This window comes from Shewanella sp. Koi 1 (genome assembly GCF_052907445.1).
Genome location: NZ_JBREJM010000001.1, coordinates 3,771,039 through 3,789,176, shown reverse-complemented (window position 1 = coordinate 3,789,176; position 18,138 = coordinate 3,771,039). Strand labels below are relative to the sequence as shown.

Sequence of the window (18,138 nt, the reverse complement as noted above, 5' to 3'; positions counted from 1 at the left end):
CGTGCATTAATCGAAAAGCCAGCTTATTGCTGGCTTTTTTGTTAATTGGCTTGGGCTAACTTAGGTTGAGAACCAAGGGGCGTATCTGTGGGTTTAGGTTTAGCGGAGCGCACTAAACTGACTAGCCCTTGCCATTCAATATCGTTGTTCTGTGGCAGCCAAATATCCGGCTCAGTGCCTTTTCCTGAAAGCAGCTCGCCTGCGGCATCATAGGTGAGTGAGCTACTAAAACGAACATCTAAATCACTGTTAGGTAAGGTCAGTTGATACTGTCTGGCAAAATCCCCCGAGGTTTTTTCACCAATCAGGTTCACTCTAGACCAGGCTTTTGTTCGGTAGGCTATCCACTCGCACTCTTGTTTACATAAGGGGCTGACGAGTAGGGCAAGGCGATTATTGCCTTCGGCGAGCACTTCGGGTTTAGTGCGGACAAACCAAGGGCTAAATCGGCCCTCATCTATGCTGGGCAAACGCCGAGTTAACACCTTAAGTCGTGGTGAACTGAGTTCAAGCGCATCGAGCGGCCTAAAATTGAGGGGCTTTAAATAATCATTCCTAAGTTCGGGGGAGCGGCGATAATGGGCAAAGCCCATGATTTGTTCTAACGCCGAATGATATTGCTGGCTTTGGGGCGGCATATCTTGATAACGCGACAACATGGTCAATAACTTAGGGCTAAATCCCTTGGCTTGCCTCAAATCGACAATCAGTAACGGCTGCTGCATTCCCTGTCGGAGCGCATCCTGCTGGTTTTTATCGAGTTCAAAGGCGTAGAGATCATCAATCTTGAGCTTAGCCGTGGTTGGATTGACCTGTTCCAGTAAATAATCGGGCTTGATTGGCGCCGTTGGGGCCAAATTATCGAGTTGGGTGATGAGGCTTTCAAAGCTCAGCTCAGTCTCATCTTCAATCGGTTTGACTATGGTTTTTGACGGCTGCGGCAGGGCGATAGTCACTTGCGTGGTCTGCAAATCATCATTAATCAAGCTGATAAGCACATGGGGCTTGATGCTTAAACCTAAGTCTTCCCGCAGTAAATTGAGTCGCTTGAGCCAAATCAGCTGCATCTCTTGGCTGTTTTTTGCAGGCTCAGATAAATAGGCTTGGCTGGCTGAAATCCACTTGCTTAAGGGGATGCCATCAATATGGGTAATAAAGGGAAAATCGGCGCTGATGGGGTTATTTTTGCTGTCCAAGGCGAGCCATTGCTCGTTGACAGGCCTGAGCGTTAAGGGCAGTTCACCGCTGCTATTTTCGACTTTCGCGACCTGTGTCCCTGGATCTTTCAAGGTATTGAGCAGTTTGGTGAGCTCGGCGGCGAAGCGCTCTTTAGGGATAACATCTTGATATTGTTCTGTGATTAATCCAGCTAATCGTTTGAGTTGCTGCCCATTCGCCTGTGGGTCCAGTGCGTAAAATGCCGAGTGTTGTTCAATTTGATCGAACAGAATATAGAGATCTTGGCGAATATCTTTGGTCGTCAGCGTGGGTTGGGCTTTTTCAGGAATAGCGAAAAACGCGAGCCTGATGAGGCTCGCGCAAATGATCACGCTCAGTAAAGTAACGACAGTGCGATAGCTAAAATTCATACTCCTCCATGACCACTTTACTTTTACCGCTAAAAAGGTGTGCGACTATCGATGTAAATGCCTATTTTGGCAATAAAAATCATCATTCGGCCCCTTTTGCTCCGGTCCATTTGAGCAATTTAGCAGCAGTTTTGGCAAGTCAGCATAGAATTATGGCTATTTTTTGTGCTCTGTCACGGTTAAATCGTTAGAGGATATCGTTGAGTGATACGCCGATACCGATGCGTTGGTTATGGTAATTATAGTCAATAAGACTCTCGCCATAGCCATTAAAGTATTGAGTATAAAGGCGTAAATTACCGATGATTGGGTAGCTCCACGTAAATTCTGCCGAGCCTCGATCAATATCTTTAAAGTTGGTTTTTAGGGTGAGGGTGAATCTATGGTCATCGATGCCATACACTCCCACAAACTCGGCTTTACCTATGTATTCATCGATGTCAGGGTTATCGTCACCACGGGGTTGATGGATATCGGTTTTTTCGTCCTCAGGAATACGCCACCACACCTTGGTTGAGAAGGCCAATGGGCCAGCATCGAAGATCATGGTGCCGTAAATACGGTTCCAGCTTCGGGATAACAACCCTGACTTGCCATTGGATTGATGTACAGCGCCAAAGCCCCAGAAAGAGTTAGTCACGCTGCCGATTTTCCAATCATTGTTAAACAGCATAAAGATTTCGGGTTCGTGGTTAGTCTCACGGAAGGGGGAAGAAATATCCTTGTTATACAGCTGCCAATAGGATTGGTTCGTGTAGGCAAAAAACAGGTGGCCATTGTCGCCAAAGACGTTGTACCAAATGGGAAACTTAAAACTTATCTGGAACTTAGCTTCCATCTCGTCCAGAGTGTAGTTGTTCTCCGCCGCATCTTGAGCAAAGGGGGCCATGTTGGGATCGGGATTGTAGGTGGCGGGTAAAATGTAATTCACTTTATGTGGCGTGATCACGAAGGGACGTTCTGAGGTGGCAAGTTCGTCCTGCACGCGTCCTTCGACAAGGGATTCTTCCGCCTGAAGCCCTGTACAAGTTAACAGTCCAATTAATGCGATACCTTTATTAAATCGGGACATCGGCCCTCCTTGATGTGTCTGTTTGCCTTACGCTTTCTCGTTGTTTGCCCAGCTTAACATTAGTTTGTGGATCTATTGTGAGAAATCCTGCCAGAGAGTGACGCAACTGGCGCGAGCTTGCGCCCATTTTTATGTGCTAAAGAGACGCCTGAGTAGAATTTTTAGCAATAACATAGTGCGGTTATGTGAGGTGACGCAAGTTTTGATTGCCGATATATTCGGCATGAAATCCTGTTTTATTTAATTATTTCATTTGCTTAAACGATTTTTCGGCCATTGGCGTTTTGGTTACCCTCACTTATCGTTAACAGGCTTAATTCGAAGCACTTTTGTTATTCCTTTTTGATATAACAATTAATGATTTTATATTTATTAAGGAATATAACTAGGGCTATATTGCTACACATTGATCTCATATCGGGGAATGTGATGGAAATTTTATCTTTACCGGGCCAAAGGGCGAAGGGCAAAGTCTGGCTTGTTGGCGCAGGCCCCGGAGACGTTGAACTCTTAACCCTCAAAGCCTGGCGCATTCTCAAGTCGGCCGACGCAGTGCTATACGATGCGCTCGTCAGCCAAGATATCCTCGATCTGATCCCTAAGGATGCGGAGAAGATTGCCGTCGGCAAACGTGCCGGTAAGCATAGTGCTGCGCAAGATGAAATTAATCAGTTACTGGTGACAAAAGCCTATACCCGTAAAAACGTGGTACGCCTCAAGGGCGGCGATCCGTTTATTTTTGGCCGCGGTGGTGAAGAATTACAAACCTTAGTCGAAGCAGGCGTCGAATTTGAAGTGGTTCCTGGCATTACCGCCGCCAGTGGCACTTCGGCCTATGCGGGCATTCCATTAACTCACAGGGATTATGCCCAAGGGGTGACTTTTATCACTGGCCATTGTCAGCTCGAAAGCCGTCCGATGGACTGGCAGGGTTATGCTAATCCAAACAATACCTTAGTTGTGTATATGGGGATTCTAAATGCGGGCATTATTCGTCAAGGATTAATCGATGCTGGCCGTAGCCCAAAAACCCCTGTGGCGATTGTCTCTAAGGCGACCACTCAGTCGCAGCAGCGTTTTATTGGTCAATTAGATTCACTCGAACAGCTTGCGGCCGATCCGCAATTGCAAATGCCCGCCCTGATGATTATTGGTGAAGTGGTTGCGCTGGCAGACAGCTTAAATTGGTTCCAACCTAAGGGTGAAGGCGAGTCAGCGCTCGACACCGCAGATGCCGCCAAGATTGTGGCAAAAATTTAGTTAAATCAGATCATTTTTTAGAAATAGTTAAGTTAAATCCAGCTGCCTGTCGCAGCCCATTTTAGGTAAACGGAGAAGAGTATGGCCGGGCGTGAATTAAGCCACTTACAACAACTGGAAGCCGAAAGCATTCAGATCATTCGTGAAGTCGCTGCCGAATTCGATAATCCAGTAATGTTGTATTCCATCGGAAAAGATTCTTCGGTGATGTTACACCTTGCGCGTAAAGCTTTTTATCCCGGCAAGATCCCATTCCCCTTGTTGCACGTGGATACGGGCTGGAAATTCAAAGAGATGATCGCCTTTCGTGATGCGCAGGCGAAAAAGTTTGGCTTTGAATTATTAACCCACACCAACCCAGAAGGCGTTGCCCAAGGGATTAATCCCTTCGATCATGGCAGTGCCAAGCACACTGACATCATGAAAACCCAAGGCTTAAAACAAGCCTTAAACCAATATGGTTTCGATGCCGCATTTGGTGGTGCGCGCCGCGATGAGGAAAAGTCTCGTGCGAAGGAGCGGGTGTATTCGTTCCGCGATCGTCACCACAGATGGGATCCTAAGAATCAACGCCCAGAACTGTGGCGCACCTATAACGGCGCGGTGAATAAGGGCGAAAGTATTCGTGTCTTCCCTTTATCTAACTGGACCGAACTCGATATTTGGCAATATATCTACCAAGAAAACATTGAGTTAGTACCACTGTATTTTGCCGCCGAGCGCCCAGTGGTTGAGCGTGGTGGTCAGTTGATTATGGCCGACGATGAGCGCATGAAACTCGAAGACGGCGAAACCATTAAGAATGAGGTGGTGCGTTTTAGAACCTTAGGTTGTTATCCATTGACGGCGGCGATGCATTCGCAGGCGGATAATCTCGAAAAAATCATCGAAGAAATGCTGTTAACTCGCTCGAGCGAACGCCAAGGGCGGTTGATTGACTCGGATCAGAGTGCATCGATGGAGCAAAAGAAACGCCAAGGTTATTTCTAAACCAAGGCATTTCTAGCGCAGGTTAGAGACAAATTAAACCGATTTCGTGAATGTCCTGATAAAGGCTTGTAGAGCAATCAAGTAACAGCGACTTCACGAACAGTTGAGCAAGATAAGAGTGAGATAAAGATGGATAAAGCGGTCAATAAAACCAATCGTATGGCGGCAGAAATTAGCCAGCACGGGGTTAAAGAATATCTAGCCCAGCAACAGCATAAAGGTTTGTTGCGCTTTTTAACCTGCGGCAGCGTAGACGATGGCAAGAGTACCCTGATTGGTCGTTTACTGCATGACAGCGCGCAGATTTATGAAGACCAACTCGCCAGCTTAAAAAATGATAGCGCTAAGATGGGTACAACGGGTGAAGCCATCGACTTGGCTTTGCTGGTGGATGGTCTGCAAGCCGAGCGCGAGCAGGGCATTACTATCGATGTCGCTTATCGTTATTTTTCAAGCGACAAGCGTAAGTTTATTATCGCTGATACCCCAGGCCATGAGCAGTACACCCGTAATATGGCGACTGGTGCCTCAACCTGTGACCTAGCGGTGATCTTAGTGGATGCGCGTTACGGCGTGCAGACTCAAACTAAGCGTCATGCCTTTATTGCCTCTTTGCTGGGCATTCGCCACTTTGTGGTCGCGGTTAATAAGATGGATTTACTCGGGTTCGATGAGCAAGTATTCAATCGTATCCGTAATGATTTCAGTGAGTTCGTAAAAGATTTTGGCGACTTAGATATTCACTTTGTGCCCTTATCTGCACTCAATGGCGATAACGTGGTTGAGCCGAGTCTGCATACGCCTTGGTATCAGGGCGGCACACTGCTGGAGCTACTCGAAACTATTGATACTCAACGTGAACTGAGTGCCTTACCCGTGCGCTTCCCAGTGCAATATGTGTCGCGTCCAAATCTGGATTTTCGTGGTTTTGCCGGTACTTTAGCCTCTGGCGTGATTAAGGTGGGGGACGAGGTGGTTGCGCTGCCTTCGGGTAAGCGTAGCAAGGTTGAACGTATCGTGACCTTCGATGGCGATCTCGCCGAAGCGACGGCTGGTCAAGCCGTGACTATCACCTTGGAAGATGAAATCGATATTTCCCGTGGTGACTTACTGGCTCTGCCTGAGAGTGCGCCACAGGTTGCCAACCAAATCGTGGCTGACCTAGTGTGGATGGATGAAAAGCCATTACAACTCGGCCAGTTATACGACATTAAAGTCGCGGGTAAGAAGACCCAAGCCTCTGTTACTGCCATCGACTATGTGGTTGATGTGAATACGCTTGCGCGCAGCAGCGCCGACACTTTAGGGCTCAATGCCATCGCCCGGGTGACCTTAGAGCTGACCGAAGATATCGTCTTCGATGCCTATTCTTTGGTGCGTGATACCGGCGGCATGATCCTGATTGACCGTTTATCCAATGCCACTGTGGCGGCGGTGATGGTGGTATCGGGTCAGCATGTGAATAAGCAAGTATCTTCACAATTTAGTGCCTTTGAAATCGAGTTTAATGCACTGGTGCGTAAGCACTTCCCGCATTGGCAAGCGATTGATATTTCAAAGCTTGGAGCCTAATACGTGAGTGACTTGTGGCTATTAGCTATTGTGTTGTTTGGATTAGTGGCTGGCTTAATCGCCGGCCGCATTAATCCCGCTGTGTTGTTTTTATTTGCTTTTTTACTCTGTTACCTCCTAGGAATGGTATCACTCGACACGGCGCTCACTAGCTTTACCAACACAGGTTTGGTCACACTGGTGTTATTGGTGCTGGCGGCGACGGCGCTGGAGAAAACCTCACTGCTGGGTAAGTTAAGCCAAGTGATTGGTAACAGCTCGCTTGCGGTGACGATGGCAAAACTGGGATTTTCAACGGCGTTGCTGTCCTCTTTTACCAATAACACCGCCGTAGTCGCGTCTTTGATTGGAGTGGTGCGCCGTAATCAGGCCCACGCTCCGGCTAAGTTGTTACTGCCACTCAACTATGCGGCGATTTTGGGCGGCACGCTGACCTTAATTGGCACTTCCACAAACCTTATCGTCAACTCGTTTGTCGAAAACGCTGGCTTGCCAGCGCTGGGGTTCTTTGAGTTCACTCCAGTGGCCACGCTGATTGTGATCTTAGGCATAGTGCTGCTGATAGTGCTGGCCAATACCTTACCCGACAGGCGGGATGAATCGACTGAGGAAGCGTTGCCTTATCTGCTAGAAGCCCACGTGGCCAAAGGCTCGTCTTTAGTCGGTCGCAGCGTGGTGGATAACAAATTAAGAGCCCTGAAAAAACTCTATTTAGTTGAGCTTGAGCGAAGCGGCATTTGTATCTGTCCGGTTCCGCCCCAGTTAGTGTTACAGGCGGACGATGTGCTGCGTTTCAGTGGCGCAGTGGAGTCGGTGGAGTTGTTACATCAATTCGATGGTCTCGATTGGTTTGGTAAACATCAAGCCAAGGGGCAAAATCTGGTCGAAGCCGTGTTAGCGTCTTCGTCGAGTCTGGTGGGCAGCACCTTGAAGGAATCACGCTTTCGCGAGCAGTTTGATGCGGCGGTGATGGCGATTCGCCGTGGCCACCATCCGCTAAAGGGCGGCTTGGGCGATATCGTATTACAGCCGGGTGATGTGTTGCTGTTGACGCCGGGGGATGGTTTTAGCACCAATTCTAAGCTAAGCACCGAATTTGCTGCCGTAAGCGGGCTCGATTTGAATGTGCGTTTAGACAGTCGCCGTAGCCGTATTGTGCTTGCTGGGTTTGTGCTGACAATAGGCCTGAGTCTTACGGGGATTTTACCCTTAGCCAAAGGACTCGTGCTGTTATTACTCAGCTATTTTGCCATTGGCGCCGTGACCTTATCTGAACTTAAGCGCCGCTTCCCGCTGGAATTAGTGGTGATTGTGGGCAGCGCTTTGGGGTTGGCAAACCTGATGATGAGCACAGGTCTTGCCGATGGTTTAGCACAGGGATTGCTTGGTGCCATCAATGGCTACGGAGTGTTTGGTGCCTTTGTGGGCGTTTATTTAGTCACACTGCTGCTGACAGAACTCGTGACTAATAATGCTGCAGCGGCCTTGGCCTTTCCGATTGCCTATGCGGTAGCGCTGAATTATGGCGTCGATCCTCGGCCGTTTATCATGGCCGTGGTGTTTGGTGCCAGCGCTAGCTTTATTTCGCCCTACGGCTATCAAACTAATTTGATGGTGTTTAATGCGGGGAACTATCGTTTTAGTGACTTTGTGCGTTTAGGGCTGCCCTTATCCCTGCTGTATTCGCTGATCGTGATTTTTATGGTCCCAGTTATCTTTCCGTTTTAATGATTTTTTGTCTTAGGTAGTTACTCAACCTAAGGTTTGAGGAGTGTTTATGAGCAATATTGTGTGGCACCAACATAGCGTTGACCAAGCGGCCAGAGCCAAACTTAAGGGACAAAATCCGGTATTACTCTGGTTTACTGGGCTGTCTGGTGCGGGTAAGTCGACTTTGGCTGGGGCGCTTGAGCGTGCACTGTTTGAGGCGGGCTTTCACACTTATCTGCTCGATGGTGACAATGTTCGCCACGGTTTATGTAAGGATCTGGGCTTTAGCGTCGCCGATAGGGACGAAAATTTACGCCGCGTCGGCGAAGTAGCAAAACTCATGGTGGATGCGGGCTTGGTCGTACTATCAGCCTTTATCTCTCCGACCCGTGAGGAGCGCGATAGCATACGGGAACGTTTTCCTGAAGGGCAATTTATCGAAGTGCATGTCTCGACGCCGCTTAGCATATGTGAGCAGCGCGATCCTAAGGGCTTGTATGTTAAGGCTCGTCGCGGTGAGATCAGTAACTTTACTGGTATTTCATCTCCCTATGAGGCGCCGCTCTCGGCGGAGCTGACGATTGATACCAGCAAAGGGGATTTAGCCTCGCAAGTCCGCGCCTTGATTGACTATTTGACCGCGATTGAAGTCATTAATCCAGATAAAGCCAAAGCCTTAGCCTAAGGTCATTTTATGGGATTCGGGGGCATTTGTTGGCAGCGTTAGCGTAAAACAAGTGCCTTTTTCCTGTTCACTCGTCACCTTGATATACCCGCCAAGTAACTGCGTCACCAGTTGATGCGCCAAGTGTAATCCTAAGCCTGTGCCGCCTTTACCTCGGCGAGTCGTAAAGAAGGGATCGAAGATCTGCTTCAAGGTCGCATCATCCATTCCGCTGCCATTATCGCTAACAGTTATGGCGATGAAGGCATCTTCAAGACGGTAGGCCGTGATGTAAATCTGGCCATTACCGACATCATCAAAGGCATGAATGAGGGCGTTGGACACGAGATTTTCGAGCACTTGGCCAAGGGCGCCAGGGTAACTGTTTAATTCAATCTCTGGCGCAATATCGATGTTTAACTCATGGGATTGTTTCTTCATCCTCAGCCATGAGGTGTGCAGCATATCTTGAACTAAGCCTGTGAGTTTAAAGACGCGCCGTTCTTCCCCGGTACGGTCGACCGCTAAGCGTTTAAAACTTTTGACGAGGGAGGCGGCGCGCTCCAAGTTGGCTCTGACTATCTCTGCGCCTTCATTAAAGTGCTCAAAATACGTATCTACATCGGAACGTTTAAGGCCAGTCTCGAAGGCTGACTGTAAACGGCGACATTCATTCTTCATGCTCGATAGGGTCATTAAAGATGCGCCCACGGGGGTATTTAACTCATGGGCGACGCCCGCGACCATCATCCCGAGTGAGGAGAGTTTGCCGGTTTCAATTAATTGCTGCTGGGTGTCGTGCAGGTGTTGTAAAGATTGTGCCAGCGCCTTATTGCTGCTTGCCAGTCGTCGCTGTTGCTCGATTAAGTCGTCGTGGAGTTTATCCCGTTCGTACATAGACTTAGCCGCGCGCCAACAGACTATGCCGCCTAAAATCAACAACATTAGCCCGATAGTTAAAGACTCCAGAGCGCATTGCAGGGTGATTTGGCTTAACACTGTTGGGGAAATATGAGCAACCAAGCGCCAATTCGGTAGCGTCGCATTACCGAGATTTTGCACATTTTCATAATCCCAAAATCCATTTGATGTGGTAAAGGCAAGTTCGGTATTTTTGCTGATGGCTTGCCACGCTTCGGGATAGTTATTGCCAAACTTTAAATCTTCTCGACCATACATAAATCCCCATGCCATTTGCGGCTGCGGCGCCAATAACCAGTATCCGTCGGCGTTTAGCATCGACAGTTCGACTCCGACTTTAGTTGTGCTGGCGATGGCGTCTAACAGGGTTTGGGCGAGAAAATTCAGCGCAATAAATCCTTGCCTTTCCCCCGAGGCTAAAAACACTGGGGTGGTGATACGCAGCATAGGTTTAATCGGGGTTTCAATGACTTTGTTTTCAACGTTTAAGTCTAGGGGGGAGAAGTAAAACGTATCGGGTTCAAGCGCCAGACTCGGTGCTATGTAGTAGCGCCCTTGTTTAGATTGTAACTCTGTCTGCGGCACTATTTGGGCGACTTGGTTGATGAGATTAATGCGTACCTTTTCCATGGCGTCGTTATCGAGCCAGCGCACTTGGTCATATTGCTGTGACGCCTCACTGAATGCCTTAAAAAAGTGTTCGACGGTACTGAGATCGGTATTTTTGCCCGAAGCGGTATCGAGAAGAAGTTGATATTTAGCGAGAAACAGCGCATCCCGTTTAAGGCTGCCCAAATAGTAGGCTATGGTTTGGTTGGCATCGGCCAGCACCATCGCCGCCTGTCGCGCTAAAGGCGTCATCGCTTCTTCATGGCGTTTTTGATAAAGCAAGAGACTTAGCAAGGGTACCAAGAGTAACCAAGGCAACATCAGTTTAAGCCAGTAGCGACTAAGCAGTTGTAAGGGCGTCATGGCTTGGCTCAATATCATTCGATAATGCGTTTTTGGAAGTTGGCCAACCAAATGAGTAGCTCTTTGAGTGGCATTGGTTTCGCGTAAAAATAGCCCTGGGCATCGTGGCATCCTCGATGTTTTAGCCAACGTGCTTGCTCTAGGGTTTCGACACCTTCGGCTATCACATTCATCTTAAAGCGTTCCCCGAGCAGGATAATGCTATCGACAATGGCCGCGGCACCATCGTCCGTGGTGACATTATCGATAAAGGACTTATCAATTTTAATGCGATCGAAGGTGAGTTTGCTGAGGTAGGCCAGCGATGAAAAACCTGTGCCAAAGTCATCGATGGCGACGTTAATATTCATATTACGCAGAGCTTTGAGTTGCTTATTAATCACCTCAAAATTCTGCATAGCAATCGACTCTGTGACTTCAATTTCAATCTGAACACTGGCAATTTGTGCCGCTTGGATATCGGCATTGAGCTGATTGACGATTTGCTCTTGCTCAAACTGCATCGCCGAGAGGTTAACGCCGATCCGCAGATTCGGGTAACCCGCCTCGGTTAAGGCATGCATGGCTTGGCAAGATTGCACAAATAATTGCTTACCAAGTTTTGTGATCAGCCCCGTAGCTTCGGCGATGGGAATAAAGCGCAAGGGAGGTACGCTGTCGCCATTGGGCAAGGTCCAGCGCGCCAGCGCTTCGACACCCACGACTTCCCCCGTTTGTAACGACACCTGTGGCTGCAGCGCGATATTGATATCTCCTTGGGTTATCCCAAGTTGCAAGGCCTGCAGTAATTCAAAATGCGACGCCACATCATCTTTAGATGGTTGATATGTCACATGTTGACGTATCCCGAGGCTCTTGGCCTTTTTCAGTGCCATATTCAGCTGGGTGATGGCGGCGACAGCATCCCCTTCGGCGAGCTCCAAGGGCAGAGTAACAGTGCTGATATTGACAGTAATACAGGAGGTACCCTGTTGGTAGGGTGCGACAAATAACTGCTCAATCAAAGCGGCTGAAACTAAATGTTTAGGGCCTAAAATGGCAAACTTATCATCCTTTAAACGGCTGACTAGTACGCTGGCATCGAACTGATCTTTTAGACTATTTGCCACATGCTTGAGCATGTTGTTGCCATGCTCTGAGCCAAATACATGGTTGAAGTCTGAAAACTTATCTATGTCTATGAGTAGTAAATTAAATTTGTCGCGAATGTCTTCCTTCAAAATGCCATCGAGTGTGCGGATGAGTACGTTGAGGTTCGGTATTCTGAGCAAGGGATCTTCAAAGGCGATTTTATCCAGTTGGCTCATTAGCGATACGCTGTGCAGGCCGCCGCAAATGTTCATGCTAAAAACACGGATAAGTTCGGTTTCGGTCGCATCGAGCAGTCGCCCCGTGGCGAGGTAAACCGCGTAGTCATTACCGGCAAGCTCGCCGGGGAAAAACAGGCAGGTATATTGCGACTCGATTCGGGAGTGTTTACTGCTTAGGCACAACTCGAGTTGGATGCGGATATGTTGCTGTTCGAGCTGTTGTAAGGCTTTACCGTAGTAGGATTCAAACTCTCCTGAAGCGCCAATGATCTGATGCATATGGCCAAATTCATGCAGATCGTTAATGGCTTTAACACAGACTATGCCGCCCGAGGGTAAATTCAGCAGAATTGCCAATTGTTGAAGCATTTTGCTCGACAGTTCTTTGATATTGCGCGAGGTGTAGAGGGCACCGCTGGACTCGGCAATTAACTGCAACCCGCGCTTTGCATTAGCGATATTACTGATCTGCTGATAGGAGCGCAGGTTAGTGGTCAAGATGGTTTGCAGACGGTCGGCGGAAAGCTCGGATTTAGTCCAATAGTCATTGATATCATAATCACGCATCACGTTAAACACGGGCGCCATACCGGGTTGCCCTGTGAGCAGAATAATGCGGATTTTCTCGTTACCGAGCACTTCCCTGATGCCACGCACGAGTCTGAGGCCTGCATCTTCGGTTTCCATCACCACATCGACTAAGGCAATGGCAAAGTCGTCTTCATTGGCGACCATCTGGCAGGCTTCTGCGTAACTAAATGCTTGGGTTAATTCTATTTTTGCGCCAAGAATGGTGAGAGTGGACAAGGCGAAAGCGGTAGAGCGTTGGAAGTTAATATCATCGTCTACCGTGAGAATTTTGACCGCTTTCGTCGCCTTTAGCGCGGTACTGGGTTCGGGTTCATCTAAGAAGATAATGTCTTGCGATTGGCTGACCATATTCTCTTTCCTTGAGATGTCGAAACATCCTTATTTACCCAGTTTAGAATTGAGTGTTTTTTATACTCAAAGTATTTGCGACACTCAGGGGTAATTCAAGAAAAGATTTCGTGGTCAGATATATAAGTCTGTTTAAGCGATTACTCTATTTTAAAATCCTTCGCAAATAGCGCCTGTAGCGCCTTCAGGTAATCTTGATCCTGTTTTGGTAGCACCAGTTGCGCCAGTTCATCACCAATCGGGGTTAAGCGATAGTAGCTAAACAGCAAGTTACCACTCTTTGGGGTGAGCTTCATTTGGATGCCGGGCATGGTGAGTTGGATGGGGGTTTTACTGTTGAGCAGACCAGTTTCAAACTCACTGCTGTGCAGGATCCCCGCATCGACTAAGGTGAGAATGCTGGAGTAGGGCAGACCAAATTGGGATAAGCCTAGGGTGACACTGGTATTCTTACGAAAATATTGGCCGAGTCCGCCCGTGAGCCGATAGCCGCTGATCAGCTTTAAGCGCTGCTCATTATTCACTTTGGCCGCCATGCCGAGGGCTTTCTCGAGGATTTGCGCTTCCCTATGGGTCAGTTGTTTTAACAGCGCTAGGGTGCGCAGGCTAAAGTTGCCCGGGTTGACGATTTCACTGGAGAGGATACGGGCCCACAGATCCTGCATTTTGCGGTTGTGGATTTGCTCCGCCATCAAAAAAAATTGATGGCTCCAGTCGGGATCCAGATCGACCCCAGTGACATCCGACGGGGTGTAACTCAAGGCGAGGGCGAAAATGGTTTCGACATTGGCTTGATACTGGCTGGCGAGTTTACGCTCCCTATGTTGCGCACGTTCGGCCATCGAGGCATTGGCGGGGCGATATTCCTGCTCACTGGCGAGCCCGAGTTGGCGACCCAGTACCAGCGCTTTTTTACGGGCCGAGACCTCGGCTGCGGGAGCCGCTTCATCCGCAAGCATTAAAATATCTGAATCCTTCATGCCTTTATCCTGTCTGACCTATTTGTGTTGGCCCTATTTTTGTTAGCTCGTGGGATCAAGTTGACCCCACGAAATGCTTCCAGCTTAGTCGATTGCAATCCTTAAGTCTCTGCGCTGGATTGCTTTTATTACGCTGCGGGCACTTTTTAACTGTCGAGACTGGGTTTTTCGATAGATTTAGCAGACCAAGCCCAATTGGTTTCATTCCCTGGTGACGGATGGCGCGGCACATTGAGGGCCAATACTAAGGAACAGACCGCAAATCCAGCGCCAATGTAGAAGACGAGGGCGGGATCGCTCAGCCACAGTAAGCCCAAGAGCACGGGGATAATCACCGCAGCGATATGGTTAATGGTAAAACTGACCGACATGGTGGCCGCAATATCTTTGCTATCTGCAATCTTTTGAAAATAGGTTTTCATGGCAATTGCCATCGCAAACAGCAAATGGTCAATCACATAGAGGGCGGCGGCCATATGGGGGTGCTCGACAAGCGCATAGCTGACAAACACAAAAAATAACCCAATGTATTCCACTGTGAGGGCGTTGCGCTCGCCAATACGGCCGATTAGGCGACCAATGGATGGCGCAAACAATAGATTGACCACATAGTTGATCAGGAAAAGGGCGGTGATTTCACTGACGGTATAGCCGAATTTCTCGACCATCATAAAGCCTGCAAACACCATAAAAATCTGCCGACGGGCGCCAGAGAAGAAGGTTAACAGGTAATACAACCAGTAGCGTTTACGTAGGATGATTTTTTTGTGTTGCACTTCGTGGGTATCAAACTGTGGGTAGTACAGACTCATGCTGATCACCATCAGTAGGCCTAATACACCAATAATCAAATACATATGCCAGTAATCGAGTTTAAGCCAAGTCATGACAAGCCAAATACTGCCATAGCCGACTAAGGCCGCTGCCGAGCGCCATGCCAGCGCTTTACCCATAAAACCTGCAGTATCCTGCTTCGCGACCCATTGCAGTGTGAGGGATTGGTTAATGGTTTCAAAGTAATGGAAACCAACCGACATCAACACTGTGGTGAGGTATAAGCCCAATACCTGCGGGAAAAAGCCGGTAATCGCCACGCCAATGCACAGAAGGGCTAATGACAGCAGGGCGAAGGCCTGCTCGCGCACTAACAGCAATACAAAAATAGCGGTAAAGGCCAAAAAGCCGGGGATTTCCCTTAGGCTTTGCAGCATACCGATTTCGGCGCCAGTGAATTGGGCTTTTTCAATCACGAAGTTGTTCAGTAGGGCTTGCCAAACGGCGAACACGAGCGACATAACAAACGTCATCCACAGCAGCAATGCTTTGGGATCTGCGTTTTGAGTTGTTTTCATGGGTAGGGTACTCAGGCGATAAGTGAACAAATGCTAATGCTTTTGCCTTTTATGCGCTAGCGCTAAGGATTGGCACTTATTTCTGATTTTGTAACATTTTGATCCCAGAGATGAGGATATTTATTTTTGTGAGCAAGCTAGAATTACCGTATATCCAGCGGCCATTTGGCGCTAAGCCCGTGATCTATTTCATGTAAATCGGTGACTAAATCACCTAGTATGCAATATCGTAATAGGCAGTTTGCTTTTTGCGTGGTAAACCTAAACCGCCTCTATTTGACTCATGCACCATAGATGCGCTTCGCAGGCGCTTGATTATCAAAGTGGTGAATTGTGTTATAGGGCTGAATTTATCGGTTTGTTTAGGTCAACATAAAGCCGCCGTTCTTTGTCTTTCTTCTGGCCGCTTTTTCTTATTTTTGTTGAGATAATCGAGGCTTAAGTGAAAAAAATTCTGATCATCTTCTCTAGTGTTCATGGTCAAACTCGCAAAATCACCAATCAATTGGCGCAGCAACTCAAAGAGTTAGGTAATTCTGTGGTGATTGCGGATATTAAGGCTGTGCCGGCGATGGAGTCCTTCGATAAGATCGTTATTGGCGCCAGTATTCGCCACGGAAAACATAATCCGGCGTTGTACGAATTTATTCAAAAGCATCAAAAGATCCTCACGCAAAAGGTGAGCGGTTTTTTCTCCGTCAGTTTAGTCGCCCGTAAACCTGAGAAAAACACCCCAGAAACCAATCCTTATATGCAGGCGTTTTTAAGCAAAACCACTTGGCGCCCAACCCTATTGCAAGTGTTTGGCGGTAATCTAAATTACCAAGGCTACAATGCCTTCGATAGAAATATCATACGCTTTATCATGTGGTTAACTAAGGGGCCAACGGATCCTGTTACCAATGTTGAATACACGGATTGGCAAAAAGTGAATGATTTCGGCCTGTTGATCCACCAAGCCTGAGCGAGCCCGTCGCTTAGCTCTTAAGGGGAAACCCACTATGTCGGCAAAAGTAACCCAGATATTCGATTTTGTGTTGGCACGTCTACACCTGTGGATTGTGCTATCCGTGGGGCTACTCGTCTGCACCAGCCCATGGATTTTTATCGGTAGAAGCCTGCGCGCCAATGCCAGTATCTGGGATTATCTGCATGTTTATCTTGGATTAATTGCTGCTGCATTGGGGATCTTATTTTTACTGCGCAACAGTATTCAAGGCAAATGGCATCAATACTTCGCTTGGCTGGTGGGGGATTGGGGGCAACTCATACAGGATGTAAAAGGGCTTTTTAAGGGAAAACTGCCGGTTGCCGGGGGCAAGGGCTTATTCAGCACGGTTGAAGGCATTGGCATGTTGCTGCTGGTCGCAACGGGCGTGACTGGGGCGTTGTGGTTTTTCTATCAAGGCACCCCGCTGGCGATGACATGGCGTGGTTACCATCAAATTTGCGCCGATGTATTTATTGGCTTTTTAGTGGTTCACTTGGTTTTAGCGGCATCTCACATCATTGAATTTATCAGGCAATAAGTCGCAAATAGGTTCGGATGCACCTAAGGATGTGGCTTTGTTCTGCTCGAGTCCTACGCCTTCTTAATATCTTCCACCGTTGAACGGATTTTCACCGTTCAGCGTACGTTAATCGACAAGCTGCACACTCAGCCCTAGACTTATCTCTACATGCCTACCCAACCCGTTTGAGCCGTTGTTTTCATGCTTTGGCGTTACGATGTGTGCTCATGGGGCGAGGTATGACGATGTTGAGAATTTTGTGGAAGACTAATGAAGGTATCCTATGAATATTCTAAAAAGTGCTCTAGCGATAGCGTTAACAGGTTTGCTGTTTGGTTGCGGTGGATCTGACTCGGGCGAACCTGCCACCCAAATGGCGACATTCAGCCTAGGCGTATCCGATAATCCCGCCGATGCCAAATCGGTCACGATTGCATTCAGGCAAGTGGTATTAAAGAACGACACAGGTAGCTACTCGTTCAATGTCACCCCAAATGGCGAGCTTAAATTTGTCGATTTATTGGAGTTTCAAGGCAGTGCGGTAGATACCCTAGTGAGCGGTCAATCGATTCCCGTGGGCGAATATCAAATGTGTTTGTATATGAAAAACAGCACAGTAGCCAATAGCGACAGCTCACACGTACAAACCTTAGACGACACTCTCTATGGGCTAACGACCAACAGCAACGGTTCATGCGGCGGTGTGGGTGCCGATGAAAGCGATACGGGCCGATTGTTTTTCAATAAGAAATTCACCATTGCGGCGGGCGTCAATAGCTTTGTTGCCGAGTTTGATTTAAGCAAAGGTTTGCAAGATCCCCACGGTAATAAAGATTACTGGACGCTAAAACCGACTTCAGTGCAATTATTTAATCAGTCCGAAGTGGGCGCGATTAAAGGCACAGTTGGCGCTACTGTGATGGAAGGCTGTGAAGTCGCCGCGGGTGGCTCAGTGTTCTCGCCAGCGGTTTATTTGTATCCAGCCAATACCACGCTGGAGCAGATGAAGGATTTCAGAACCGAGGCCGATACGGCCACTGAGATTGCGCCTATTGCGGCGGCTCGGGTGAATGATGTCACCGATGCAAACGGCCAAGTCATCGGCCACGATTATGAATTTGGCTTTGTGGTCGCAGGGGATTACAGCTTAGGTTATACCTGCCTAGCGCAAAATGATGACCCAGATGTGAGTAACAATCCCGATGATGTGGAATCGCCTTTCTTTATTCACGCCGCAGAAACTGGGGTGACAGTGACGGCCAAAGGGGTTGCCGAGCGTAACTTCCCTTAGTCGTT

The 18,138-nt window shown here is 48.2% G+C and carries 14 protein-coding genes; 8 read left to right on the top strand and 6 right to left on the bottom strand.

The genetic code is table 11. The features are described 5' to 3' along the window. Positions 1 to 41: 41 nt before the first annotated feature. Both ACUZ8J_RS16730 and ACUZ8J_RS16725 read right to left on the bottom strand, forming a co-directional pair. Positions 42 to 1,589 (bottom strand): S41 family peptidase, encoded by a 1,548-nt coding sequence (locus tag ACUZ8J_RS16730; RefSeq protein ID WP_446694411.1) that lies wholly within the window; start codon positions 1,587 to 1,589, stop codon positions 42 to 44. Positions 1,590 to 1,776: 187 nt separating this feature from the next. Continuing rightward, on the bottom strand, positions 1,777 to 2,661 hold the full coding sequence (locus ACUZ8J_RS16725; RefSeq protein ID WP_011623818.1) for a phospholipase A: 885 nt from the start codon (positions 2,659 to 2,661) through the stop codon (positions 1,777 to 1,779). 429 nt (positions 2,662 to 3,090) lie between these two features. On the opposite strand from ACUZ8J_RS16725, the gene cobA reads away from it, so the two are divergent. The 5 genes from cobA to cysC all read left to right on the top strand — a co-directional run bounded on the left by cobA (position 3,091) and on the right by cysC (position 8,878). Beyond that, on the top strand, positions 3,091 to 3,921 hold the full coding sequence (gene cobA / locus ACUZ8J_RS16720) for a uroporphyrinogen-III C-methyltransferase (protein WP_011625345.1): 831 nt from the start codon (positions 3,091 to 3,093) through the stop codon (positions 3,919 to 3,921). Positions 3,922 to 4,002: 81 nt separating this feature from the next. Further along, complete coding sequence (gene cysD, locus ACUZ8J_RS16715; RefSeq protein ID WP_446694410.1) at positions 4,003 to 4,911, top strand: sulfate adenylyltransferase subunit CysD; 909 nt, start codon at positions 4,003 to 4,005, stop codon at positions 4,909 to 4,911. Between the two features lie 129 nt (positions 4,912 to 5,040). Beyond that, a complete protein-coding gene (cysN, locus tag ACUZ8J_RS16710) occupies positions 5,041 to 6,483 on the top strand; it encodes a sulfate adenylyltransferase subunit CysN (protein WP_011623815.1) in 1,443 nt (480 codons plus the stop codon). A gap of 3 nt (positions 6,484 to 6,486) precedes the next feature. Then, positions 6,487 to 8,211, top strand: a complete 1,725-nt coding sequence (locus ACUZ8J_RS16705; protein WP_446694409.1) for an SLC13 family permease — start codon at positions 6,487 to 6,489, stop codon at positions 8,209 to 8,211. A 49-nt stretch (positions 8,212 to 8,260) separates the two neighbouring features. Further along, a complete protein-coding gene (gene cysC / locus ACUZ8J_RS16700; RefSeq protein ID WP_446694408.1) occupies positions 8,261 to 8,878 on the top strand; it encodes an adenylyl-sulfate kinase in 618 nt (205 codons plus the stop codon). Here the strand turns inward: cysC and ACUZ8J_RS16695 are convergent. The 4 genes from ACUZ8J_RS16695 to ACUZ8J_RS16680 all read right to left on the bottom strand — a co-directional run bounded on the left by ACUZ8J_RS16695 (position 8,870) and on the right by ACUZ8J_RS16680 (position 15,331). Next, positions 8,870 to 10,750, bottom strand: a complete 1,881-nt coding sequence (locus ACUZ8J_RS16695; RefSeq protein WP_446694407.1) for a sensor histidine kinase — start codon at positions 10,748 to 10,750, stop codon at positions 8,870 to 8,872. The genes cysC and ACUZ8J_RS16695 overlap by 9 nt on opposite strands. A gap of 14 nt (positions 10,751 to 10,764) precedes the next feature. Next, positions 10,765 to 12,999 (bottom strand): GGDEF/EAL domain-containing response regulator, encoded by a 2,235-nt coding sequence (locus ACUZ8J_RS16690; RefSeq protein WP_446694406.1) that lies wholly within the window; start codon positions 12,997 to 12,999, stop codon positions 10,765 to 10,767. A 140-nt stretch (positions 13,000 to 13,139) separates the two neighbouring features. Continuing rightward, positions 13,140 to 13,979 carry a TIGR03899 family protein gene (locus ACUZ8J_RS16685; protein ID WP_446694405.1) on the bottom strand — a complete coding sequence of 280 codons (840 nt, stop codon included), beginning with the start codon at positions 13,977 to 13,979 and terminating at the stop codon, positions 13,140 to 13,142. Positions 13,980 to 14,125: 146 nt separating this feature from the next. After that, on the bottom strand, positions 14,126 to 15,331 hold the full coding sequence (locus ACUZ8J_RS16680; protein ID WP_446694404.1) for an MFS transporter: 1,206 nt from the start codon (positions 15,329 to 15,331) through the stop codon (positions 14,126 to 14,128). A gap of 442 nt (positions 15,332 to 15,773) precedes the next feature. Between ACUZ8J_RS16680 and hemG the strand changes: the two genes are divergently transcribed. From hemG to ACUZ8J_RS16665, 3 genes are all read left to right on the top strand, one after another. Continuing rightward, complete coding sequence (hemG, locus tag ACUZ8J_RS16675; protein ID WP_086902099.1) at positions 15,774 to 16,295, top strand: menaquinone-dependent protoporphyrinogen IX dehydrogenase; 522 nt, start codon at positions 15,774 to 15,776, stop codon at positions 16,293 to 16,295. Positions 16,296 to 16,332: 37 nt separating this feature from the next. Next, positions 16,333 to 16,860: a cytochrome b/b6 domain-containing protein gene (locus ACUZ8J_RS16670; protein WP_446694403.1), complete on the top strand. Its 528-nt coding sequence runs from the start codon at positions 16,333 to 16,335 to the stop codon at positions 16,858 to 16,860. Between the two features lie 265 nt (positions 16,861 to 17,125). Then, complete coding sequence (locus tag ACUZ8J_RS16665; RefSeq protein WP_446694402.1) at positions 17,126 to 18,133, top strand: DUF4382 domain-containing protein; 1,008 nt, start codon at positions 17,126 to 17,128, stop codon at positions 18,131 to 18,133. The last annotated feature ends 5 nt before the right edge of the window (positions 18,134 to 18,138 follow it).

Coding starts and splice junctions, on each gene's coding strand:
- ACUZ8J_RS16685 (WP_446694405.1), bottom strand. CDS start 13,979: ATGAAGGATTCAGATATTTTAATGCTTGCGGATGAAGCGGCTCCCGCA.
- ACUZ8J_RS16730 (WP_446694411.1), bottom strand. CDS start 1,589: ATGAATTTTAGCTATCGCACTGTCGTTACTTTACTGAGCGTGATCATT.
- cysC (WP_446694408.1), top strand. CDS start 8,261: ATGAGCAATATTGTGTGGCACCAACATAGCGTTGACCAAGCGGCCAGA.
- ACUZ8J_RS16690 (WP_446694406.1), bottom strand. CDS start 12,999: ATGGTCAGCCAATCGCAAGACATTATCTTCTTAGATGAACCCGAACCC.
- ACUZ8J_RS16725 (WP_011623818.1), bottom strand. CDS start 2,661: ATGTCCCGATTTAATAAAGGTATCGCATTAATTGGACTGTTAACTTGT.
- ACUZ8J_RS16665 (WP_446694402.1), top strand. CDS start 17,126: ATGAATATTCTAAAAAGTGCTCTAGCGATAGCGTTAACAGGTTTGCTG.
- ACUZ8J_RS16695 (WP_446694407.1), bottom strand. CDS start 10,750: ATGACGCCCTTACAACTGCTTAGTCGCTACTGGCTTAAACTGATGTTG.
- ACUZ8J_RS16670 (WP_446694403.1), top strand. CDS start 16,333: ATGTCGGCAAAAGTAACCCAGATATTCGATTTTGTGTTGGCACGTCTA.
- cysD (WP_446694410.1), top strand. CDS start 4,003: ATGGCCGGGCGTGAATTAAGCCACTTACAACAACTGGAAGCCGAAAGC.
- cobA (WP_011625345.1), top strand. CDS start 3,091: ATGGAAATTTTATCTTTACCGGGCCAAAGGGCGAAGGGCAAAGTCTGG.
- ACUZ8J_RS16680 (WP_446694404.1), bottom strand. CDS start 15,331: ATGAAAACAACTCAAAACGCAGATCCCAAAGCATTGCTGCTGTGGATG.
- cysN (WP_011623815.1), top strand. CDS start 5,041: ATGGATAAAGCGGTCAATAAAACCAATCGTATGGCGGCAGAAATTAGC.